Origin of the sequence: Melaminivora jejuensis, from assembly GCF_017811175.1 — a bacterium.
Lineage (GTDB): Bacteria > Pseudomonadota > Gammaproteobacteria > Burkholderiales > Burkholderiaceae_C > Melaminivora > Melaminivora jejuensis.
This window is the reverse complement of record NZ_JACWIJ010000002.1, coordinates 2,477,460-2,499,311: the sequence shown is the minus strand read 5'-3', so window position 1 is coordinate 2,499,311 and position 21,852 is coordinate 2,477,460. Positions and strand designations below refer to the sequence as shown.

Annotated in this window: 17 protein-coding genes and 1 pseudogene; 12 read left to right on the top strand and 6 right to left on the bottom strand. The window is 69.5% G+C overall.

The features are described 5' to 3' along the window. Positions 1-40: 40 nt before the first annotated feature. From IDM45_RS11760 to IDM45_RS11740, 6 genes are all read left to right on the top strand, one after another. Positions 41-1,675: an AAA family ATPase gene (locus IDM45_RS11760; RefSeq protein WP_325168975.1), complete on the top strand. Its 1,635-nt coding sequence runs from the start codon at positions 41-43 to the stop codon at positions 1,673-1,675. Beyond that, positions 1,645-1,767, top strand: coding sequence for a peptidoglycan-binding protein (locus IDM45_RS18270; RefSeq protein ID WP_411828419.1), 123 nt, complete (start codon positions 1,645-1,647; stop codon positions 1,765-1,767). Before IDM45_RS11760 ends, IDM45_RS18270 begins: the two co-directional genes overlap by 31 nt. Positions 1,768-1,773: 6 nt before the next feature. After that, positions 1,774-2,568, top strand: coding sequence for a general secretion pathway protein GspB (locus IDM45_RS11755; protein ID WP_209423004.1), 795 nt, complete (start codon positions 1,774-1,776; stop codon positions 2,566-2,568). A 172-nt stretch (positions 2,569-2,740) separates the two neighbouring features. Next, positions 2,741-3,505, top strand: a complete 765-nt coding sequence (locus IDM45_RS11750) for a Crp/Fnr family transcriptional regulator (protein WP_209423003.1) — start codon at positions 2,741-2,743, stop codon at positions 3,503-3,505. A 243-nt stretch (positions 3,506-3,748) separates the two neighbouring features. Further along, entirely contained in the window at positions 3,749-4,498 is a 750-nt protein-coding gene (locus IDM45_RS11745; protein WP_267912135.1) for a pseudouridine synthase, read from the top strand. A 148-nt stretch (positions 4,499-4,646) separates the two neighbouring features. Next, positions 4,647-6,458: a methyl-accepting chemotaxis protein gene (locus IDM45_RS11740; RefSeq protein WP_209423002.1), complete on the top strand. Its 1,812-nt coding sequence runs from the start codon at positions 4,647-4,649 to the stop codon at positions 6,456-6,458. A 36-nt stretch (positions 6,459-6,494) separates the two neighbouring features. Here IDM45_RS11740 and IDM45_RS11735 read toward each other — a convergent pair whose 3' ends face one another. From IDM45_RS11735 to IDM45_RS17705, 3 genes and pseudogenes are all read right to left on the bottom strand, one after another. Then, a complete protein-coding gene (locus IDM45_RS11735) occupies positions 6,495-7,031 on the bottom strand; it encodes a DUF2946 family protein (protein ID WP_209423001.1) in 537 nt (178 codons plus the stop codon). 51 nt (positions 7,032-7,082) lie between these two features. Beyond that, a complete protein-coding gene (locus IDM45_RS11730; protein ID WP_233457648.1) occupies positions 7,083-7,646 on the bottom strand; it encodes an ATP-binding protein in 564 nt (187 codons plus the stop codon). A 452-nt stretch (positions 7,647-8,098) separates the two neighbouring features. Then, positions 8,099-8,446, bottom strand: a pseudogene (locus IDM45_RS17705) (AAA family ATPase); the annotation flags it as partial. 950 nt (positions 8,447-9,396) lie between these two features. Here IDM45_RS17705 and IDM45_RS11720 point away from each other — a divergent pair. Together IDM45_RS11720 and IDM45_RS11715 are read left to right on the top strand one after the other, a co-directional pair. After that, the gene (locus IDM45_RS11720; protein ID WP_209422998.1) at positions 9,397-10,281 is read left to right on the top strand and encodes a pirin family protein; all 885 of its coding nucleotides are present in this window, start codon (positions 9,397-9,399) and stop codon (positions 10,279-10,281) included. Then, complete coding sequence (locus tag IDM45_RS11715) at positions 10,278-11,177, top strand: pirin family protein (protein ID WP_209422997.1); 900 nt, start codon at positions 10,278-10,280, stop codon at positions 11,175-11,177. Before IDM45_RS11720 ends, IDM45_RS11715 begins: the two co-directional genes overlap by 4 nt. A 30-nt stretch (positions 11,178-11,207) precedes the next feature. On the opposite strand, the gene IDM45_RS11710 is transcribed toward IDM45_RS11715, so the two are convergent. Beyond that, a complete protein-coding gene (locus IDM45_RS11710; protein WP_209422996.1) occupies positions 11,208-12,512 on the bottom strand; it encodes an amidase in 1,305 nt (434 codons plus the stop codon). 173 nt (positions 12,513-12,685) lie between these two features. Here IDM45_RS11710 and htpG point away from each other — a divergent pair, with 173 nt between their 5' ends. Genes htpG through IDM45_RS17695 form a run of 3 tightly spaced genes read left to right on the top strand, consistent with a single transcriptional unit; the run spans position 12,686 to position 15,594 of the window. Continuing rightward, positions 12,686-14,653: a molecular chaperone HtpG gene (gene htpG, locus IDM45_RS11705; protein ID WP_209422995.1), complete on the top strand. Its 1,968-nt coding sequence runs from the start codon at positions 12,686-12,688 to the stop codon at positions 14,651-14,653. A 21-nt stretch (positions 14,654-14,674) separates the two neighbouring features. Further along, positions 14,675-15,328: a Fic family protein gene (locus IDM45_RS17700; RefSeq protein WP_325168973.1), complete on the top strand. Its 654-nt coding sequence runs from the start codon at positions 14,675-14,677 to the stop codon at positions 15,326-15,328. After that, complete coding sequence (locus tag IDM45_RS17695; protein WP_233457500.1) at positions 15,328-15,594, top strand: hypothetical protein; 267 nt, start codon at positions 15,328-15,330, stop codon at positions 15,592-15,594. The genes IDM45_RS17700 and IDM45_RS17695 overlap by 1 nt, the downstream gene beginning before the upstream one ends. A gap of 31 nt (positions 15,595-15,625) precedes the next feature. Here IDM45_RS17695 and IDM45_RS11695 read toward each other — a convergent pair whose 3' ends face one another. Then, positions 15,626-16,702 (bottom strand): serine/threonine protein kinase, encoded by a 1,077-nt coding sequence (locus tag IDM45_RS11695; RefSeq protein WP_232653981.1) that lies wholly within the window; start codon positions 16,700-16,702, stop codon positions 15,626-15,628. After that, a complete protein-coding gene (locus tag IDM45_RS11690) occupies positions 16,674-18,164 on the bottom strand; it encodes a serine/threonine protein kinase (RefSeq protein WP_209422994.1) in 1,491 nt (496 codons plus the stop codon). The genes IDM45_RS11695 and IDM45_RS11690 overlap by 29 nt, the downstream gene beginning before the upstream one ends. 157 nt (positions 18,165-18,321) lie before the next feature. Between IDM45_RS11690 and IDM45_RS11685 the strand changes: the two genes are divergently transcribed. Beyond that, complete coding sequence (locus tag IDM45_RS11685) at positions 18,322-21,213, top strand: class I SAM-dependent DNA methyltransferase (protein WP_209422993.1); 2,892 nt, start codon at positions 18,322-18,324, stop codon at positions 21,211-21,213. Positions 21,214-21,852: the final 639 nt, after the last annotated feature.

Here is a 21,852-nt window from a genome sequence, read left to right as displayed (position 1 = left end):
ATGCCGCCCCGCTCTGGCCCGCAGCACTATCCTCACTCCCATGTACGCCCCCTTTTTCGGCCTGGAGCAGCCGCCGTTTTCCATCGCGCCTGATCCGCGCCTGCTGTTCATGAGCGAGCGCCACCGCGAAGCGCTGGCCCATCTGCTGTACGGGCTGCAGGCGGGCGGCGGCTTCGTGCTGCTCACGGGCGAGGTCGGCACCGGCAAGACCACCGTGTGCCGCTGCTTTCTGGAGCAGGTGCCGGACAGCTGCAGCGTGGCCTATATCTTCAATCCGCGCCTGACCGTGGTCGAGCTGCTGCGCTCGATCTGCGACGAGTTCGGCGTGGCGCGCCCGCCTGCGGCGCACGGCCTGGAGACCGTCAAGGACTGCATCGACCCGCTCAATGAATTCCTGCTGCGCGCGCACGCTGCCGGGCGCACCAGCGTGCTGGTCATCGACGAGGCGCAGAACCTGGCGCCTGAAGTGCTGGAGCAGTTGCGCCTGCTGACCAACCTGGAGACCAGCGAGGCCAAGCTGCTGCAGATCATCCTGATCGGCCAGCCCGAGCTGCGCGCGCTGGTGGCGCAGCCGCAGCTGGAGCAGCTGGCGCAGCGCGTGATTGCGCGCTACCACCTGCAGGCGCTCAGCCGTGCGGAGACGGCGCAGTACGTCGCCCACCGCCTGGCCGTGGCCGGACTGCGCGGCCCGCTGCCCTTCGACCGGCGCGCCCTGGCGCTGATCCACACCCTCAGCGGCGGCGTGCCCCGGCGCATCAATGTGCTGTGCGACCGCGCGCTGCTGGGCGCCTATAGCCGGGGCGAGCGCGAAGTGCGCCCGGCCACGCTGCGCCGGGCCGCCCGGGAGGTCTTCGGCGGCGCACACCGCGTGGCGCCGGCGCGCCCGGCATGGCGCGCTGTGGGTGCCGGGGCGCTGGCGGGTGCGGCGCTGGTGGCGGCACTTGGCTGGGGCCTGGGCTGGCGTGTTCCCGGTGGCACCGGGCAACAGACAGCGGCAGCAATCGGCAGCCCGAAGGCGAGTGCGGCAGCTGCCAGTGCGGTATCCGCTGCGGCCCCGGATGCCGGTGCGCCAGCGGGCAAGGGGCAGGAGGACGGGGCGCCGCCGCCCTCCGCATTGGCGCAATGGCTGGCCGCCCAGCCCGAGGCCGGCGCAGGGGAGGCCGCTGGCTGGGGCCAGCTGGCGCGCGCCTGGCAGGCGAGTGTGCCGCCCGATGCCGCCGATATCTGCGCCGCCCTGGCGCGCAGCGACCTGCGCTGCTGGCGCACGCGCCGCTCCAGCCTGGCACAGTTGCGCCAGCTCGACCGCCCGGCGCTGCTGACCCTGCAGCCGCCCGGCGCTGGCAGTGTGGTGCGGGTGCTGGCCCTGCTGGCGCTTGATGGCGAGCAGGCGTTGCTGGCCGGCGCCGGCGGCGCCCGGCTGAGCGTGCCGCTGGCCGAGCTGACGCCGCTGTGGCAAGGCGGCCTGGCCACGCTGTGGCGTGCGCCCGCCGGCTGGCCGGCATCCGGCACGCCGCCCGCCGGCAGCGCCGCTGCCATCTGGCTGGAGCAGCAGCTGGCACGTCTGCAAGGCAGCAAGGCGCCGACCAATCGCCCCGGGCCGGGCGCAGGAATGCGGACTCCGGCGAGGCAGACCCGAGCGCGCGCGTGCGCCGCTTCCAGAGCGAGCAGGGCCTGACGCCCGATGGCCAGGCCGGCCCGCTGACTCTGATGCTTCTCAACCGCGCTGCCGGCGTCGCCGAGCCGCGCCTTTCGCAACGCGGCGGCTGAAAACCCATGTCCTACATCCTCGATGCGCTGCGGCGCGCCCAGAGCGAACGCCAGCGCGGCGCGCTGCCCGACCTGCACACGCCGGCCAGCGCTGCCGCCTTGCCGCAGGTGGCGCCAGCGGGGCCGGCGGGCCGCGGCCTGTGGCTGGCAGCCGCCGTGCTGGGCGGCGCAGCGCTGCTGGCACTGGCCTGGTGGCTGGGCCGCGCCGGGGCGGCACCTGCCGGATCGGCCAGCGCTGCTGGCACCGCCCCTGGCACCGCTGCGGTGGTGGCGTCTGCCGCTGCGCCGGTTGCCACTCCAGATGCTGCTCCGGTTACTGCTTCGGTTGCTGCTCCGGCACCTGCTGCACCTGTTCCTGCGCCTGCAGACCCTGCCGCCGCAGCCAGGGGAGCGCCCAAGCCTGCCCCGGCGGTGTTGCCGGCAGCACCTCCTCGCCCGCCAGCGCCGAGCAAGAAGGCCACCCCGGCGGCCAGCGCACCCAGCGCACCCGCTGCCCGGGCTGCTGCCGCCGCACCCAGCGCCACCCCCACCGCCACACCCGTCGCCACGGCAGCGGACAGCCCAGCCGTGCCCGCGCTGCAAGACCTGCCGCCCGCCACCCGCGCCCAGCTACCGGCCCTGCGGCTGGCCGGCATCACCTACTCGGCCAACCCGCTGCACCGCATGGCCATCGTCAACGGCCAGGTGCTGCACGAAGGCGAGGCCGCCGCGCCCGGCCTGGTGCTGGAGCGCATCGAGCCGGCGCGCGTCATCTGGCGCTACCAGGGCCAGCGCTGGGCGCAGGCGGCACAATCTGCATGAAAACCGCTGGAAAGCCAATACTGGCAAGCGATGATAGCTATATTTTATATAGCAAAAATCATTCGCTTGCATGGGCGCCAGGCCGTGCTGCACCCGGGCGGCCATGCGGGCCGCGCGGCCCTCGTGGTATTCCCGGCTGCCCGGCGCCGGCCTTTGCCGACAAGCTCAAGCCATGACGCAAGACGCCCCGCTGCACCAGCGCCGCCGCCCGCCCACCGCCGACGAGCTGCACGGCATTCCCTGGCTGGAGCGCCTGCTGCCGGCGGAGCGCGAGCGCGCCACCGGCGCCATCGTCGTGGGCGATGCGCGCGCGGGCGACTACGTTTGCCGCATCGGCCGGCCCGTGACCTACTGGTTCGGCTTGGTCGAGGGCCTGCTCAAGATGAGCGCCGACAACGCCGACGGCCTGACCATGACCTTCACTGGCGTGCCGCCCGGCGGCTGGTTCGGTGAGGGCACGGCCGTCAAGCGCGAACCCTACCGCTACAACATCCAGGCGCTGCGGCGCAGCGTCGTGGCCGGCCTGCCCATCGAGACCTTCCACTGGCTGCTCGATCACTCCATCGGCTTCAACCGCTTCATCATGAACCAGCTCAACGAGCGGCTGGGCCAGTTCATCGCCGCGCGCGAGATCGACCGCATGAACAGCCCCGACCTGCGCGTGGCGCGCAGCCTGGCCTCGCTGTTCAACCCGGTGCTGTATCCGGGCGTGGGCGATGTCTTGCGCATCACCCAGCAGGAGCTGGCCTACCTGGTCGGCCTGTCGCGCCAGCGGGTCAACGAGGCGCTGGCCTTTCTGGAAGGCTGCGGCGTGATCCGCGTCGAGTACGGCGGCCTGCGCGTGCTTGATCTGGCGGCGCTGCGCAGCGGCCAGTTCGCCCATGCGCCGGCCCTGGCCCGGCACGGCGATGCTCGCCCCCGGCGCGCGCGACAATAGGCGCATGTCCGACCGGCCCGCCCGCCCCCATCCGCCCCCACTCCTGACCGGCCACGCCTGACGCTGCGCCGCTCGGCAGCGGCCCAGCCTGCTGCCTCTGCGCCGTCTCCTGCGGCCAGAGCCGCCGTGGCCAGGCCAGCGCCCGTGTACGCCCGGCCCAGCCCGCAGTCAACCAGCCGGCAATCACCTGGCCCTGCTGCCACCGCCCAGGCGCGCCCGCCAGCGCCCGCCGGCGCGTCCGGCCTGCAGCGCCTGAACAAGCGCATGGCCGAGCTGGGCCTGTGCTCGCGCCGCGAGGCCGACGAGTGGATCGCGCGCGGCTGGGTGCGCGTCGATGGCCGGGTGGCCGAGATGGGCCAGCAGGTCGGCACGCAGGCGCGCATCGAAGTCGATCGCGCCGCGCGCGGCCAGCAGCGCGAGCAGGTCACCATCGTGCTGCACAAGCCCATGGGCTACGTCAGCGGCCAGGCCGAGGACGGCCACACCCCGGCGGCCACGCTGATCGGCCCGCGCACGCACTGGTCGGGCGATGCCAGCCGCACGCGCTTTTCGCCGGCGCAGCTGCGTGGCCTGGCGCCGTGCGGGCGGCTGGACATCGACTCGGTAGGCCTGCTGGTGCTGACCCAGGACGGGCGCGTGGCGCGCCAGCTGATCGGCGAGGACTCGACCATCGACAAGGAATACCTGGTGCGCGTGCAGTACGGCGACATCGCCCAGGACGTGCGCGCCGCCTTTCCGGCGCAGCAGCTGGCCCTGCTGCGCCACGGCCTCGCCCTGGACGGCAAGCCGCTCAAGCCCGCGCAGGTCGAGTGGCAAAACCCCGAGCAGCTGCGCTTTGTGCTGGCCGAGGGCAAGAAGCGCCAGATCCGGCGCATGTGCGAGCAAGTCGGCCTGAAGGTGGTCGGCCTCAAGCGCATCCGCATTGGCCGGGTGCAGCTGGGACAGCTGCCCGTGGGGCAATGGCGCTACCTGGGGCCGGATGAGCGCTTCTGAGGGCGGTGGTGCGCGATCTCTCCCTGTTACTGTCGCTTACATGACAGTCCCTACAGGATTGTGCCCATAGGGGCCGCTCGTAATCGGCACTACCCTCGCCAGCCTGCCGGGCGTTTGGCTCCCGGCGCCGAGTGGGTGGATTTGACCTATGGGACTGAACAATTTGCGTGTGGGCGTGCGCCTGGGGCTGGGTTTCGGCCTGATTCTGATCATCACTGCCGTGCTGGCGCTGTCGGGCATGTGGCGCATTGGCGTGCTCAGCGAGGCTGGCGAGCGCGTCGCCACGCGGGAGATCGAGCAGCGCCTGGTGGTCGAGGAGTGGGCGGCCCTGGTGCGGCTGAACTGGGTGCGCTCGGAAGCCTTCCTGAAAGCCATCGAGCTGGCCTACATGGAAAAGCTCACCGCCGACATCGAGGCGGACATGAAGCTCACCGACGCCAAGGCCCAGCGCACCGCCGAGCTGGTGCAGGATGGCGCCGGCCAGGCGCTGCTGGCGCCCATCCAGGCAGCCCGCCAGGCCTACCAGGCCAAGCTCGATGAAATCCGCGAGCTGCACCGCGGCGGCGAGCCGGCCATCTCGACCATGGTGGACGAGCAGTTGCGTCCGCTGGCAGAAAAATACCTGCAGGCGCTGGCCGCCCTGCGTGCCGATATGGAAACCCGGCTGCTCGCCGGCCAGCAGGGCACGCAGAGCCTGGCCAGCACCAGCCAGGCGCTGCTGGGCGCCGGCCTGGCGCTGGCGCTGGCGCTGGGCCTGCTCATGGCCTGGTGGGTGACGCGCTCCATCACGCAGCCGCTGCGCCAGGGCACGCGCGCCGCCGAGCGCATCGCCGAAGGCGACCTGACGCAGCCCCTGGCCAGCACGGCGCACGACGAGACCGGCCAGCTGCTGCAGGCGCTGGCGCACATGCAGTCGCGCCTGGCCGGCATCGTCGGTGAAGTGCGCCGCAATGCCGAGGGCGTGGCTGCCGCCAGCAGCGAGATTGCTCAGGGCAACAACGACCTGTCGGCGCGCACCGAGCAGCAGGCCAGCGCGCTGGAGCAGACCTCGGCGGCCATGGAGGAGCTGGGCTCCACCGTGCGCCAGAACGCCGACAGCGCGCGCGCGGCCAACCAGCTGGCCCTCAACGCCTCCAACGTCGCGCAGCAGGGCGGGCAGGTGGTTGGCGAGGTCGAGCAGACCATGCAGGGCATCAGCGCGGCCAGCAGCAGGATCGGCGACATCATCCAGGTCATCGACGGCATCGCCTTCCAGACCAACATCCTGGCGCTCAACGCCGCCGTGGAGGCCGCGCGCGCCGGCGAGCAGGGCCGGGGCTTTGCCGTAGTGGCCGGCGAGGTGCGCACCCTGGCCGGGCGCAGCGCCGAGGCGGCCAAGGAGATCAAGCAGCTGATCGACGCCAGCAGCGAGCGCGTGCAGGCCGGCACGGCGCTGGCCGAGCGTGCCGGCGCGACCATGCGCGAGGTGGTCTCGGCCATCCAGCGCGTGACCGATGTCGTGGGCGAGATCAGCGCCGCCAGCAGCGAGCAAAGCCAGGGCGTGACACAGGTCGGCGAGGCCATCGTGCAGATGGATCGCACGACCCAGCAAAACGCCGCCCTGGTCGAGCAAAGCGCGGCAGCGGCCAGCAGCCTGAAATCGCAGGCCGGGCAGCTGGTGCAGGCGGTGGCGGTGTTCAGGCTGGCGGGTGCAGCTGGCGCATCGGCGCTGCGGCCTGCCGTTCAGCCGGCGACACCCGCGGCGGCGCCGGCGCCGGCGCCGCTGGCCCCGGCGTCGGCACCTGCTGCTGCCCTGGCCAGGCCGGCTGCAGGGGCTGGCCGCACCCCGGCGCCGGCTGCTGCGCCCTCGACAGCCGGGGCGGCAGCTGCCAAGCCGCCAGCGCCCCGGGCCATCGCGGCCCCCCGGCCCGCTCCCAAGGCCGCCGTGGCCCAGGCAGAGGATGAGTGGGAGAGTTTCTGAAGCGTGGCTTGCCGCGCTTGCGGCCAAGCCGGTCGATCAGGCGGCCCGCTGCTGCGGACTGGCGATGAAACCGAAGCGCTGCGGCAGCGCCGCCGCTGCCAGCGTCTGGGGCGTCCAGCGGCCCTGCTCGACGGCCTGCGCCACCAGGCCCATGTCCTGGCTGCGCACCAGGCCGAAACCCAGGTCGGTCAGCAGGTAGGCCCGGCCCTCCTCGTCCAGCCAGAGTTCAAGCGGCTGCGCGGCACGCCCGGTGTGCGCGATCACGCGGCCATCCTCGTGCAGATGCCAGACCCAGGGCGTGGCCTCCAGCTCGACATGCACGCGCTGCGGGCCGTTCTGGAAGAACCATTGCCCGTGTGCGTCAACGTCATAGTTGCGGCCGATGAAGGCGATCAGGCCCTCGTGCTCCAGCACACTGCCCCGGGCGCCGGGCACACCGCTGGCAAAGGCGCCCAGCGCCTGCGCCGCCTCATCGCGCAGCCACCACCGGCCACGCGCGTCCAGGCCCAGCCAGCCGCTGCAATGCGGCACATGCGGCCATTTGGCCATGGCCTGTCTGACGATGTCGTCCATAAGGTGTGATCCTGCAGGTGATGGGTCGGGACAGCCACTGCCCCGGGGCCATCATACGAAGCCCAGCACACCCCTGCCGCCCTCCTTGAGCGCGCATTCCGCCTCCAGCGCTGCCACCAGCGCCGCAGCGTCCGGCAGCGGCTTGAAGCGCGCCTGGCGCAGCACGGCGGCGAAGTCGCCCGGGGCGAGTTGGCGCAATTGCGCCAGCCGGGCCTGCTCCTGCGGCCCCGGTGCGGCCAGGCCGGCTTGCGCGCAGTGGCGCTGCAGCAGCTCCCAGGCCTGCGCAGGTCGCAGCCAGTCCAGCTTCACCTTCAGGTCGAAGCGCCGCAGCGCCGCCTGATCCAGACCTTGCATCAGGTTGGTCGAGGCGATGAAGACGCCGTCGAAGGCCTCCATCTGCGTCAGCATCTCATTGACCTGGCTCACCTCCCAGCTGCGCTGCGCGCCCCGGCGATCCTGCAGAAAGCTGTCCACCTCGTCGATCAGCAGCACGGCGCCGTCCTGGCGCGCTTCGTGGAAGGCGCGGGCGATGTTCTTCTCGCACTCGCCGATCCACTTGGATTGCAGGTCGGACGCGCGCCGCACCAGCAGCGGCGCGTCCAGCTCCTGCGCCAGCCAGTGCCCGTAGGCCGTCTTGCCGGTGCCCGGCGGGCCGTACAGGCACAGGCGGGCGCTGCGCTGCCGGGCGATGCCGCGGGCGACGGCGGCCAGATCGGTATCGGCGTGGATGAAGGCCGGGTCATAGACCTGGGGCAGGCGCAGCGCGCCGTGCTGCTCCAGCCCCGATGGCCCTGGGCGAGCAGGGTGTTGTTGACCAGCCGCTCCAGCGCCTGCGAGGCCGGCTCCTCACGCAGCTCATCCTGAACGCAGCGCACCACCCGGGCCGCGCGCGCCACCACCGCCGGGGCCAGGGTCTCGACCGCGCTCATGCGCTCGATGGCGGCGTCGTCCAGCAGCCCGGCGCATTCGCGCTGCACGATGCCGCGCCGCTGGCGCCGGGGCGGCACGGGCAGCTCGAACACCAGATCGAAGCGGCGGATGAAGGCCGCATCCAGCGCGCCGCTGTTGGACAGCCACAGCGTGGGCACCGGGTTGTCCTCCAGCATCCGGTTGATCCAGGCCTTGTGCGACTGCGCCGTGCTTTGCCCACCCAGCGGGCCTTCGCAGTCGTTGAACACGTCCTCGACCTCGTCGAACACCATCAGCGCGCGGCGGTTGACGAAGAAGCTCTGGGCTGCGCGGAAGGCGCGCAGGCGGCGCACGGCGCTGATGGGGTCGCCGTCGCTGTCCTCGCTGGCGACTTCGAACAATTCGCAGCCCAGGGCCTGGGCCAGGGTGCGCGCCAGTTCGGTCTTGCCGGTGCCGGGCGCGCCGTGGATGAAGATGTTGACGCCGCGCCCGCCGCTGGCCTGCATCTGGCGCAGATAGGGCAGGGCGATGTCCAGCTGGGGCTGGATATGCCGGTAGTCCTGCAGCTGCAGCTGTGCGCCGGGTGCTGCGCGCACCTTGTCGCGCAGCAGGTGCAGCACATCGGACGCCGGCACCTGCATCATTTCCGCCAGTTGTTCCGACAGCAGGTCGAGCCGGCTGCGCAGCCAGCCCCGGCCATTGCGCTCCAGGGTCAGCAGGCCGGTACGCGCCAGCACCGCGCCGGGTGCCAGGGCGCTGCGTACCGCATCCACGGGCAGGGCCAGGATGGTGGCCACGCAGGCGATGACTTGCACGATGGACAGGTTCTCGAACAGGTCGGTGGCCTCCTCCAGCAGCGAATCGCAGTGCAGGCAGCAGGTGAATTCGAGGATCTTGCAATCGACCTCGCTCAAGTGCGCCAGCGCTGCCAGTTGCGCCAGGTTCTGGCGCAGCGCCGGCGCGCTTTGGACGCTGTCAGCGTGCGCCTCGGCCTGGGCGTGCAACTGGCGCAGCTCCCAGCGCACCGCCTTGGGATTGAAGGGGCGGTTGGCCTCCTCCTCCAGCCAGTGCCCCAGGCCCAGCGCCCGGGCCAGCTTGTCCTCCCTGAAGTCATGCGAGCGGATCCAATGCTTGTGCCCGCCCAGGGTCTGCATGATCCTGAGCAGCCACAGCCGGGTCAGGTCGTCGGGTTGCTCCTCGGATAGGGGGTGCGGCTTCGAGCCGGGCCGAAAACGGGGCATGGCATCTCCTGTGTCTCAACGGAGGTGGATGATGCGCCCGGGGTGCGACAGGATGTGTCGCAAGCGGACAGCCCCCAAAAAAATCTGCAGCAGGTGCATGGCTGCCGGATTGTCCTGTTGGCAGGACGCAAAGTCGGCCATTTGCCGTATTTCAACGGGATCGTCCTGCCCCTATCTTCAGGGTCAGGCTATTTTTGATTTTCTGGAGAAGGACGATGAGCAAGCGAGTTCTGGGCCGCTTCGGCAACGAGCGCGGCCACTGGGTGGGCGACGGGTTTCCGGTGCGCTCGCTGTTTTCCTATCACGACATGGGTTCGCGCATCAGCCCGTTTTTGCTGCTGGACTATGCCGGGCCGCACACCTTCGAGCCGACCGGCGCGCGGCGCGGCGTGGGCCAGCACCCGCACCGGGGCTTCGAGACCGTGACCATCGTCTATGACGGCGAGGTCGAGCACCGCGACAGCGCCGGCCACGGCGGCGTCATCGGCCCGGGCGATGTGCAGTGGATGACGGCTGCCGGCGGCATCCTCCACGAGGAATACCACTCGCCGGCCTTTGCCGCTGCGGGCGGGCCGTTTCGCATGATCCAGTTGTGGGTCAACCTGCCGGCCCGGGACAAGAATGCTCCAGCGGGCTACCAGGGCATCGTGAGCGCCGACATTCCGGTGGTCGAGCTGCCGGGCGGCGCCGGCACGGCGCGGGTCATCGCAGGCGAATATGGCGGCGCCAAGGGGCCGGCCAGGACGTTCACGCCTGTCAATGTCTGGGATCTGAACCTGCAGGCCGATGCCGCGCTGACGCTGGAGCTGCCCGAGGGCCACACCAGCATGGTCGTGGTGCTGACCGGGCAGATCACCGTGGGCGGCACGCAGGCAGCGGGCGAGGCGCAGATGGTGCTGCTCAGCCGCGACGGCAGCGATGTGGCGATCCGTGCCGATGCTGCAGCCCGGCTGCTGGTGCTGACTGGCGCGCCCATCGACGAGCCCATCGTCGGCTACGGCCCCTTCGTGATGAACAGCCAGGCCGAGATCCGCCAGGCCATCGAGGACTTCAACAGCGGGCGCTTCACGCACCCGGCAACCCAGGGGGAGACGGCATGAGCGCAGTGGACATGGTCATCGGGCAGCGCCGGCGCAGCCTGGGCGGCGGCTTCGAGGTCGGGCGCGTGCTGCCCTTTGCCAGGCGGCGCATGGTCGGGCCGTTCATCTTTTTCGACCACATGGGGCCGCTCGACCTGGCCGCCGGCGTGGATCGCAGCGTCGATGTGCGAGCGCACCCGCATATCGGCCTGTCCACCGTGACCTATCTGTTCGCCGGCGAGATGATGCACCGCGACAGCGTCGGCTCCACCCAGGCGATTCGCCCGCGCGAGGTCAACTGGATGACCGCCGGGCGCGGCATCACGCACAGCGAGCGCTTCGAGCGCGCCCGCGCCGTGGGCGACCACCTGCACGGCATCCAGGCCTGGGTGGCGCTGCCCAAGGAATATGAGGAGGCCGAGCCGTCGTTCTCGCACCACGAAGGCTGCGACCTGCCGCAGTGGAGCGAGGGCGGCGTCGAAGGCCGGCTGATCGCCGGCAGCGCCTATGGCCTGACGGCGGGCGCGGCCACGCATTCGCCGCTGTTCTACGCGCACCTGGATATGCAGGCCGGGGCCACGGCGGAAATCCCGTCAGGCCACGCCGAGCGCGCGCTGTACGTGGCGACCGGCGCGGTCGAGGTCGGCGGCCAGCGCTATGGGGCTGGGCAGATGCTGGTGCTGGGCGCGGATGCCTGCAGGCTGCGCGCCGTGGAGCCGGCCACGGTGATGGCGCTGGGGGGCGAGCCGGTTGGCGAGCGCTTCATCTACTGGAATTTCGTGTCGTCGTCGAAAGAGCGGCTGGCCCAGGCCGCTGCCGACTGGGAGGCCGGTCGCATGAAGCTGCCCGACGCCGACGACCAGGAATTCATCCCGCTGCCTGATGGGCCCCGGCCCAGTGCCCCGGCCATGTCCTGAACCGGCGGCGGCAGCCGAAATGCTCCGCCCTCAGCCCAGCTGCTCGATAGCCGCCGCCAGCGCCAGCAGCTCCCGGTCGCGCCCGCGCTGCGCCACCAGCATCAGGCCGAAGGGCAGGCCGCCCGCCCGTCCGGCAGGCAGCGACAGTGCCGGCAGATCGTAGAAGTTGAAGACCGACGGATTGCGCAGCACCAGCGCGTTGGCGCGCATGAAGGCCGCGTCGTCCGCCTGCAGCGCGTCGATGCGCGGGGCCACGATGGGCACGGTGGGCAGGGCCAGCAAGTCCACGTCCAGCAGTTCGGCGTCGAACTCGCGCTGCAGCCGGGCGCGCTCCTGCAGCACGCCGACGTAGTGCGGGGCGGGCACGCTCAGGCCCGGCTGGATGCGCGCCAGCACGCGCGCGTCGAGCTGCCCGGGCGCGCCCTCCAGCAGCGCGCGGTGGATGTGCGCCGCCTCGGCGGATGCCAGCGAGCCGCCTTGCTGCACGCGCGCCGGCGCCATCAGCCAGTCGTCGAGCTGCAGGTCTTGCACGCGCGCGCCAGCGCCGGACAGCCGCGCCAGCGCCTGCTCGAAGGCGGCCAGCACGGCGCCCTCCGCCTCCGACAGCAGCCAGCCGCGCGGCACTCCCACACGCAGGCCGGCCACCTGGCGTGCCGGTAGCGGCTGCCAGGCGTTGCCCGAGAGCACGGCGTCGGCGCGCGCGCAGTCCTCCACGCTGGCCGCCAGCGGGCCGATGGTGTCCAGCGTGTACGACAGGGGCAAGGCGCCATCGCGCGGCACGCGCGATTGCGTCGGCTTGAAGCCGGCGATGCCGGCCAGGGCCGCCGGGATGCGAATGGAGCCGCCCGTGTCCGTGCCGATGGCGATCTCGGCCATGCCGCGTACCACGCTGACCCCCGCGCCGCTGGACGAGCCGCCAGGGATGCGGCTGGCGTCGTGCGCGTTGCCCGGCGTTCCGTAGTGCGGATTGATGCCGATGCCCGAGAAGGCGAACTCGGTCATGTTGGTCTTGCCAACGATCACGCAGCCCGCCGCACGCAGGCGCTGCACCACGGCGGCGTCCTGCCGGGCAGGCGGGGCATTCTTGAGCACGGCGGAGCCGGCTGTGGTCGGCTCGCCCGCCACGTCGAGCAAATCCTTGATGGAGACGATGCGGCCATCGAGCGGCCCTAGGCTGATGCCCTGCGCCGCGCGCTCGTCGGCGGCGCGCGCGGCTGCCAAGGCCGCGTCGGTGTAAACGCGGGTGAAAATCCGCCGGCCTTCGTCGCCGGTGGCCTCGATGGCGGCCAGGGCGCGCTCGGTGCGTTCAGTGCAGTTGCTGTGGGGTGTCGTCATGCGGCGAGTGTGCCGCACGCGAGCGCCCTTGAAGCCACCCGCCGCGCCCCCACATGGCTTCGCTGTACGCCGGCGCTGGCTTTCGCCCCCTCTCCCGCGTGCGGGAGAGGGCTGGGGTGAGGGAGGCCAGGGCGCTGCCCTCGTCGTTTTCTTTCTCGTTCCACCAACGCACTATGAGCAACACCAAACAACAGCACTCCTTCCAGGCCGAAGTCGCCCAATTGCTGCACCTGGTCACGCACTCGCTGTACTCCAATCAGGAAATCTTCCTGCGCGAGCTGGTCTCCAACGCCTCCGACGCCTGCGACAAGCTGCGCTTCGAGGCGCTGAACCAGCCCGAACTGTACGAAGACCAGCCCAGCCTGGAGGTGCGCGTGTCCTTCGACAAGGCGGCGCGCACCATCACCATTGCCGACAACGGCATCGGCATGAGCCAGCAAGAGGCCATCGAGCACCTGGGCACCATCGCCAAGAGTGGCACCAAGGACTTCATGAGTCGCCTGACGGGTGACCAGCAGGCCAGCGCCAGCGAGCAGGGCCAGCTGATCGGCCAGTTCGGCGTGGGCTTTTACTCGGGCTTCATCGTGGCCGACCGCATCACGGTGGAGAGCCGCCGCGCCGGCCTGCCGGCGTCCGAGGGCGTGCGCTGGATGAGCGCTGGCGCGGGTGACTTCGAGGTCGAGCAGATCGAGCGCAGCCAGCGCGGCACCAGCGTCATCCTGCACCTGCGGGGTGATGCCGACGAGTTCCTGAACGCCTGGAAGCTCAAGCAGGTCATCGCCAAGTATTCCGACCACATCAGCCTGCCCATCCTGATGGAAAAGGAGGAGTGGAAGGAGTCGGACAAGGAGGGCGAGCCCGGCGAGATGGTCAAGACCGGCGAGTGGGAGACGGTCAACAAGGCCAGCGCCCTGTGGACGCGCCCGAAAAAAGACATCACCGACGAGCAGTACCAGGACTTCTACAAGACGATTGCCCACGACCACGAGAACCCGCTGGCCTGGAGCCACAACCGCGTCGAGGGCAACACCGAGTACACGCAGCTGCTGTACATCCCGGCCAAGGCGCCCTTCGACCTGTGGAACCGCGACAAGGCCGCCGGCGTGAAGCTGTATGTCAAGCGCGTGTTCATCATGGACGACGCGGAAAGCCTGATGCCCAGCTACCTGCGCTTCGTCAAGGGCGTGATCGATTCCAGCGACCTGCCGCTCAACGTCAGCCGCGAGCTGCTGCAGGAATCGCGCGACGTGCGCCTGATCCGGGATGGCTCCACCAAGCGCGTGCTGTCCATGCTGGAAGACCTGGCACGCCACGACCGGCACGATGCTGGCGAGGGCCAGGACGGCGTGACCGACGTGGTCAGCGAGGAAGACAAGGCCAAGGAGGGCAAGTACAGCCAGTTCTGGGCCGAGTTCGGCGCGGTGCTCAAGGAAGGTTTGGGCGAGGACTTCGCCAACCGCGAGCGCATCGCCAAGCTCTTGCGCTTTGCCTCGACCACCAGCGACGCCGTGAGCGTGTCCCTGCAGGACTACAAGGCGCGCATGAAGGATGGCCAGGAGGCCATCTACTACATCACCGCCGACACCCTGGCGGCGGCCAGGAACAGCCCGCAGCTGGAGATCTTCAAGAAAAAGGGTATCGAGGTGCTGCTCATGACCGACCGGGTCGATGAGTGGGCGCTGGGCTATCTGCACGACTTCGACGGCACGCCGCTGCAGTCAGTCGCCAAGGGCGCGGTCGATCTGGGCAAGCTGCAGGACGAGGAGGAAAAAAAGGCCGCCGAGGAGGCAGCCGAGGCCTTCAAGCCGCTGCTGGCCAAGTTGAAAGAGGCGCTCAAGGACAAGGCCGAGGACGTGCGCGCCACCACGCGCCTGGTCGATTCGCCCGCCTGCCTGGTAGTGCAGGAGCACGGCATGAGCACGCAGCTGGCGCGATTGCTCAAGCAGGCTGGCCAGAGCGCGCCCGAGTCCAAGCCGGTGCTGGAAGTCAACCCCGAGCATCCGCTGGTCAAGAAGCTCGATGGCAGCGTGCATTTCCACGACCTGGCGCACATCCTGTTCGACCAGGCCCTGCTGGCCGAAGGCGGCCTGCCGCAAGACCCGGCGGCCTACGTGCGCCGGGTGAATGCGTTGCTGGTCTGAAGTCTTTCGGCGCTGCGGCGGGTGGCGACCATCGAGAGCATTGGCTCCTCCACCCGCATCGAGGGCAGCAGGCTGACCAACCGTGAGGTGGAGCGCCTGCTCTCCAACCTATCCATCCAATCTTTCGACACGCGCGACGAGCAGGAGGTGGCCGGCTACGCTGAGCTGATGGATCTGGTCTTCAGTGCCTGGCAGGACATTCCCTTCAACGAAAACCACGTCAAGCAGCTGCACCAGATCCTGCTGCGCCACAGCGAAAAGGATGCCCGCCACCGGGGGCGGTACAAGACCCACTCGAACAGTGTCGCCGCCTTCGATGAGAGCGGGCGGCAACTCGGGGTGGTCTTCGAGACGGCCACGCCATTCGATACACCGAGGTTGATGGCTGAGCTGCTGTCATGGGTGAACGATGAGCAAGGCAAGGGGCAGCTGCACCCTCTGCTGATCATCGCCATCTTCGTCGTGGTGTTTCTGGAGATCCACCCCTTCCAGGATGGCAACGGACGCCTGAGCCGTGTATTGACCACCCTGCTGCTGCTCCAGGCCGGTTACGCCTATGTGCCGTACAGCTCGCTGGAGAGCGTGATCGAGCTGAACAAGGAGGCCTACTATCTGGCGCTGCGCCAGACCCAGAGCAGCATCCGCACCGAAGCCCCGACTGGCAGCCGTGGCTGATGTTCTTCCTGCGCTCGCTGGCCGAGCAAGTGCGGCGCCTGGAAAAAAAGGTGGAGCGCGAACGGCTCGTGCTGGCCACGCTGCCCGAGCTGTCCTTGCAGATCGTGGAGTTCGCCAGGGAGCACGGGCGTGTCACGATGATGGACGCCATCAAGCTGACCGGAGCCAGCCGCAATACCCTCAAGCAACATTTTCGCGACCTGACCGAGCGCAACCATCTGGAGCTGCATGGCAGCGGGCGCGGCGTCTGGTATCGGCTCAAGTGATGCCCTCAAGTGATGACCTGACACGCGGCGGTCAGGCGTTCAGCGGCTCCTCGCCCATCGCCTCGATCTGCCCGCGCAGCAGCTGCACCTGCTCGCCCCAGTACTGCGCCGTGCCGAACCACGGAAAGTGGATGGCAAAAGTGGGGTCGCCCGCCGCAAAGCGCCGCGCCAGCCAGGCGCTGTAGTGGATCAGGCGCAGCGTGCGCAGCGGCTCGATCAGGCGCAGTTCGCGCCGGTCGAACGCGCGCAGCTGCTCATAGCCGTCGAGCAGCGCCGACAGCTGCAGCGTGCGCTGGCGCCGATCGCCCGACAGCAGCATCCACAAATCCTGCACCGCCGGCCCCATGCGCGCATCGTCCAGATCGACGAAATGCGGCCCGCCGCCCAGGCCGTCCGCGTCCGGCGGCGTCCACAGGATGTTGCCCGGGTGGCAGTCGCCGTGCAGGCGCAGCACGGTGGCATCTTTCAAGCAAAAACTGCCTGAAACCCGCTCTGGACAAGCGCTGTCAGCTATCATTTTCAAAGCTGTATCACAGACCTCGCGCCAGGCTGCGACGTGCTCGGGCGCAATCGCCTGGTGCGCCAGCAGCCACTCGCGCGGCTCCTGGCCGAAGCTGGCCACGTCCAGCGCTGGGCGCTGCGCGAAGGGCTGCGCCGCGCCCACGTTGTGCAGCCGCGCGATGAAGCGACCAATCCACTCCAGCGTCTCGAAATCATCCAGCTCCGGCTGGCGCCCGCCGCGCCAGGGGCTGACGGAAAACACAAAGCCCGCGTGCGTGTGCAGGCTGCTGCCCGCCAGCACCAGGGGCGCCACCACCGGCACCTCGGCGCGCGCCAGCTCCAGGGCAAAGGCGTGCTCCTCCAGGATGTGCGTCGCGCTCCAGCGCCCGGGGCGGTAGAACTTGGCCACCACCCGGCTGCCGTCCTCCAGCACCACCTGATAGACGCGGTTCTCGTACGAGGCCAGCGCCATCAGGCGCCCGTCGCCGTGCAGGCCGATGTGGCCCAGGGCGTCCAGCACCACGTCGGGGGTGAGCGAGGCGTAGGGATGGGCAAAAGCGCCAGGCGCAGCGGCTGGCTCACCGGTCGGAAGCGGGGGCAGATTCATGCCCGGCATTGTCACCATGCGCACCGCTGCCCAGCACATCGAACGGCAGCTGCTGCTTGACCAGAATCACCGTACACGGCGCATCGCGCGCCACGCGCATCGGCACGGTGTCGATGAAGCGCTGCATCTGCAGCCCGTGCGTGGCCGCGCCCAGGATCATGAGGCCCACCCGGTTGCCCTCGGCATAGCGCAACAGCGCCTGCGCCACGTCGCCCGCCTCCAGCACGTGGTAGCTCACGCTGTGCTGCGCCAGCGGCAGCGGCTGCGCCCATGTCTTCAGGCGCGCCAGGTGCAGGCGGCGCAGCGCGGTTTCGCTGCGCTCGGTATCCGAGTTGCTCGCCGCCGCGCCCGAGATCACCGTGACGCAGGCCAGCCGCGCCCCCGGGCGGATGCCCAGCGAGCGCGCCACCGCCTCGCGCAGCGAGTACAGCGTGGCGTCGCTCACATCGTCGTGCGGCACCGCCACCATGACGATGGGCGAGCGCTCGATCTGGTCGTGCGGCAGCGCGCTGGGTTCATAGTGCATCCCCGCCGCGCGCAGCCAGCGCTTGAAATGCCGGCGCAGGCCCGGCCCGCGCGTGCGCTGGCCGCGCTCGGTGATGGCGACCTGCCCGGGGTTGGCCAGATCGAATGCCAGGTGCGCCGCCGACGGATGGCGCGCCGCCGCCACCGGCTCCAGGCAGCGCAGGATGACCTCCTGCAACCACTCGGGCAGATCGGAGCGGTGCGCGCGCGGCGGCTGCGGCGTCATCCACAGGCGCTGGCGCAGGCCGCCCGCCGTGGCCGGCGCGCCAAAGGGCAACTCGCCCGTGGCCATCTCGTAGAGCATCACGCCGATGGCGAAGATGTCGCTCCTCAGATCGCCGCGCACGCCCACCACCTGCTCGGGCGCGATCCAGGCCGGCGAGCCGACGGCCTTGCGTAGCTCCTCGGCCAGCAGATCGGGGTAGTGCGCGTGGCACGACAGGCCAAAGTCCAGCAGCACCACGCTGCCATCGGGGCGCAGCAGGACGTTGGCCGGCTTCAAGTCCAGGTGGCAGACGTTTTGCTCATGCAGGCTGTGCGCGGCCATGGCCAGCGCCGCGCCGATGCGGGCGATCGCCTGCGGGCTGCGCGCCGCGCGGTCACTAGCTGGGTGCGCGTCCAGCCAGTGCTGCAGCGTGTGGCCGGGAACGTACTCCATGACCAGATAGGGCAGGCGCAGCAAGTCGCCCGCAGCCACGAAGCGCGGCACGTGCGAGCCGCTCAGGGTCGGCAGGATGGCCAGCTCGACCTCGAAGCTGACGATGTTCTCGGCGCCGTCGCGCACCGTCATGCGCGGGATCTTCATGGCCATGGGAAAGCCCGGATCGCGCGCCGCATGGGCATAGCCCACGCGGTAAATGTGCGCCATGCCGCCCGAGTGGATGCACTCATGCACGGTGAAGCCGTCGATTTCGGTGCCGGGGGCGAGCAGTTTCATGGTCGGGGCTGCGGGGCGGGCTGGGATGGATGGGCAGTATGGAAGCCTTCGGTTACAGCAAACTTGCCCGGACACAGGACGCGGCGAGAATGCGGCGCAACCCTGCCCGGCCCCTGCGCCCGGCCTGCCCTTGTCTGAGTTGCGAACGGATTGCGCCATGCCCCTGTCCTGGAACGAGATCAAATCCCGCGCCCTGGCCTTCTCGCGCCGCTGGCAGGACGCCAGCGAGGAAAAGCAGCAGTCCATCCCGTTCTGGATCGATTTCTTCGAGGTCTTTGGCATCACCAACCGCCGCGTGGCCAGCTTCGAGCACGCCGTCAAGAAGCACGGCGGCGGCCAGGGCTGGGTCGATCTGTTGTGGCCCGGCGAGTTGCTGGTCGAGCACAAGTCGCGCGGCAAGCCGCTTTCGCCGGCCTTCGACCAAGCCATGGACTACTTCCCCGGCCTGCCCGAGCGCGACCTGCCGCACACCCTGGTGCTGTGCGACTTCGCCAGTTTCCGCGTGATCGACCTGGACAGCCGGCGCGAGATCACCTTCGCCCTGCAAGACCTGCACCAGCACGTGCGCTGGTTCGGCTTCATCGCCGGCTACAGGGCGCAGGTCATCACGCCGCAAAACCCCGTCAACATCCGCGCTGCCGAGCGCATGGGCCGGCTGCACGATGCGCTCAAGGCCAGCGGCTACGGCGGCCATGCGCTGGAGGTGCTGCTGGTGCGCCTGCTGTTTTGCCTGTTCGCCGACGACACGGCGATTTTCCCGGCGCAGGGCTTTCGCGACCTGATCGAGGAGCGCACCGCCGCCGACGGCAGCGACACCGGCGCGCGGCTGGCGCAGTTTTTTCAGGTGCTCAACACGCCCGAGGCGCAGCGCAGCAAGAACCTGGACGAGCAACTCGCCGCCTTCCCCTACATCAACGGGCGGCTGTTTGCCGAGATGCTGCCGCTGGCCGAGTTCGACGCGCCCACGCGTGAGGCGCTGCTGGACGCCTGCGCGCTGGACTGGTCGGCCATCAGCCCGGCGATTTTCGGCAGCCTGTTCCAGAGCATCATGGACGCCGGCGCCCGGCGCAACCTGGGCGCGCACTACACCAGCGAGGAAAACATCCTCAAGCTGATCGGCCCGCTGTTCCTCGACGAGCTGCGCGCCGAGTTCGCGCGCGTGAAAAACCAGCGCAACCGGCTGTTCGAGTTCCACAAGAAGCTGCGCTCCCTGAATTTTTTCGATCCAGCGTGCGGCTGCGGCAATTTCCTGGTCATCAGCTACCGCGAACTGCGCCTGCTGGAGCTGCAAGTCCTGCGTGCCGCTGCCCAGCTCTCGGGCCATGCCGGCCAGCGCAGCGTGGATGTCCACGCGCTGATCGGCGTCAACGTCGATCAGTTCCACGGCATCGAGATTGAGGAATTCCCGGCGCAGATCGCCCAGGTCGCGCTGTGGCTGGTCGATCATCAGATGAACCTGCGCGTGAGCGAGGAGTTCGGCCTGTACTTCGCCCGCATCCCGCTGGTCACCAGCCCCGGCATCGTGCATGGCAACGCCCTCGCGCTGGACTGGAACGAGGTGCTGCCGGCGGCGCAGTGCAGCTATGTGCTGGGCAACCCGCCATTCGTCGGCGCCAAGTTTCTGGACGACACGCAGCGCGAGGACGCGCGCGCCGTGTTTGCCGGCATCGACGGCGCGGGCCTGCTGGACTTTGTTGCCGCCTGGTATGTGAAAGCCGCCCGCTACCTGCGCAGCGCTTCGGATTTACTATCGAATAAGGAGCTGTCAGCGCTTGCTGGACAAGGGTTTGAGGCTGATTTCATGCGCAAAGCCGCACTGCCGCGCGCGGCCTTCGTCTCCACCAACAGCATTACCCAGGGCGAGCAGGTCGGCGTGCTGTGGGGCTGGCTGCTGGCGCAGGGCGTGCATATCCAGTTCGCGCACCGCACCTTTGCCTGGAGCAACGAGGCGCGCGGCAAGGCGGCGGTGCATTGCGTGATCGTCGGCTTCGGGCTGCAGGATCGCCCGGGCAAGGTCATCTACGAGTACGCCGACATCCGGGGCGAGCCGCAGGCCGTGCCGGCGGCCAACATCAATCCGTATCTGATCGACGGGCCGGACGTGGTGCTGGCGCGGCGCAGCAGGCCGATCTGCGATGTGCCGCAGATCAGTTTCGGCAATCAGCCCATTGACGGTGGCCATCTCGTTTTGACACCTGAAGAGGCGGCCGAGCTTGCGGCTGAAGCACCAGAACTTTCGCCCTACGTGCGTCTGTTTCTTGGAGCGGAGGAATTCATCAATGGAGGCGAGCGTTACTGCCTCTGGCTGAAAGATTGCCCTCCGTCTCTCTTTCGCAGGAGCAAAACAGTGTTGGCACGGCTGGAGGCAGTGCGTCGCTTTCGCTTGGATAGCAAACGGCAAGCCACCCGCGACCTTGCTGCGACGCCTTCCACCTTCGCCTTCGTTTCGCACGTCGAAGGCTCCTTCATCGTCGTGCCCAGCGTGTCGTCCGAGCGGCGCACATTCATCCCCATCGGCTTCAGCCAGCCCAACCTGATCGTCAGCAACCTTTGCTTGGCGGTATACGAAGCGTCCTTGTTCCACTTCGGCATCCTCTCCAGCACCATGCACAACGCCTGGGTGCGCGCCGTCTGCGGTCGCCTGAAAAGCGACTACCGCTACTCCGCCGCCATCGTCTACAACAACTTCCCCTGGCCCTTGTGCGGCCTGGATTCACAGGCAAAAACGGCTGAAACCCAATACAGACAAGCGATGGCAGCTATAGAAAAAGAAGCGAAGGCGGTGCTTGATGCCCGCGCCCAGTTCGCCGGCAGCAGCCTGGCCGACCTGTACGACCCGCTGACCATGCCGCCCGCGCTGCTGCGCGCGCACCAGCGGCTGGACGCCGCAGTCGATCGCGCCTACCAGCTCGCCGGCGGCCCCAAAAGCTACAGGAACGACGCCGAGCGCGTGGCCTTTCTGTTCACGCTGTACCAGCGCATCACCAGCTTGCTGCCCGTGGCCGCCAGCCGCCCGGCGCGCAAGCGGGGGGCGGCCAGGACAGCGTGACGGCAGCAGCCTTGTTCTGTTTGACCAGATGATCAGTCTCGAACCGAATCTTCTGCTGGAGCGCCAACTGTTGCTGCAACTGGGGGAGCGGTTGCGGCGCGCTCGGCACCGCTGTGGCGCGAGTGGCTGCGCCTGCTGGATGCGGGCGACTGGCGCCGGATACTGGGTCGCAGCCAGCGGGCGCAGCAATTGCGCCAGGCGTCTCCCTTGGTCACGGTACTGCCCCAGGAGGTGCGCCAGGGCTTGCTCGCCCAGGCGGCCCAGCTCAGGGGCGCAATCACGCTGGGCGCGCCGGGTGAGACGGCTCGGGAGGCGGCAGCGCAGGAGTGGTCATGACCCGGCAGGAGCTGGAGCACATCATCCGCGCCGCTGCGGAAATCACCGATCAGTACGAGTTCATCATCATCGGCAGTTAGGCGATCCTGGGGGTGGGGCCTGAGACGGCCCTGCTGCCCGAGGGCTGGCTTGAGCGGGTGCATCGCGTGCAAAGCCCGAATACTGGAGGGCGCGTGGGGTACTGCCTGGATGTGGCAGACCTGTTTCTCTCCAAGACTGGAGCGGGTCGCCCAAATGCCTGTGGATGGCAGCTATCAGCGCAGGTTGCGTGCAGCCATTCGCCGCTGGGCTGCGAATGCCCGG

Coding starts and splice junctions, on each gene's coding strand:
- htpG (WP_209422995.1), top strand. CDS start 12,686: ATGAGCAACACCAAACAACAGCACTCCTTCCAGGCCGAAGTCGCCCAA.
- IDM45_RS11740 (WP_209423002.1), top strand. CDS start 4,647: ATGGGACTGAACAATTTGCGTGTGGGCGTGCGCCTGGGGCTGGGTTTC.
- IDM45_RS11750 (WP_209423003.1), top strand. CDS start 2,741: ATGACGCAAGACGCCCCGCTGCACCAGCGCCGCCGCCCGCCCACCGCC.
- IDM45_RS11695 (WP_232653981.1), bottom strand. CDS start 16,702: ATGAATCTGCCCCCGCTTCCGACCGGTGAGCCAGCCGCTGCGCCTGGC.
- IDM45_RS11690 (WP_209422994.1), bottom strand. CDS start 18,164: ATGAAACTGCTCGCCCCCGGCACCGAAATCGACGGCTTCACCGTGCAT.
- IDM45_RS11755 (WP_209423004.1), top strand. CDS start 1,774: ATGTCCTACATCCTCGATGCGCTGCGGCGCGCCCAGAGCGAACGCCAG.
- IDM45_RS11720 (WP_209422998.1), top strand. CDS start 9,397: ATGAGCAAGCGAGTTCTGGGCCGCTTCGGCAACGAGCGCGGCCACTGG.
- IDM45_RS11735 (WP_209423001.1), bottom strand. CDS start 7,031: ATGGACGACATCGTCAGACAGGCCATGGCCAAATGGCCGCATGTGCCG.
- IDM45_RS17695 (WP_233457500.1), top strand. CDS start 15,328: ATGTTCTTCCTGCGCTCGCTGGCCGAGCAAGTGCGGCGCCTGGAAAAA.
- IDM45_RS11710 (WP_209422996.1), bottom strand. CDS start 12,512: ATGACGACACCCCACAGCAACTGCACTGAACGCACCGAGCGCGCCCTG.
- IDM45_RS11685 (WP_209422993.1), top strand. CDS start 18,322: ATGCCCCTGTCCTGGAACGAGATCAAATCCCGCGCCCTGGCCTTCTCG.
- IDM45_RS11760 (WP_325168975.1), top strand. CDS start 41: ATGTACGCCCCCTTTTTCGGCCTGGAGCAGCCGCCGTTTTCCATCGCG.
- IDM45_RS11715 (WP_209422997.1), top strand. CDS start 10,278: ATGAGCGCAGTGGACATGGTCATCGGGCAGCGCCGGCGCAGCCTGGGC.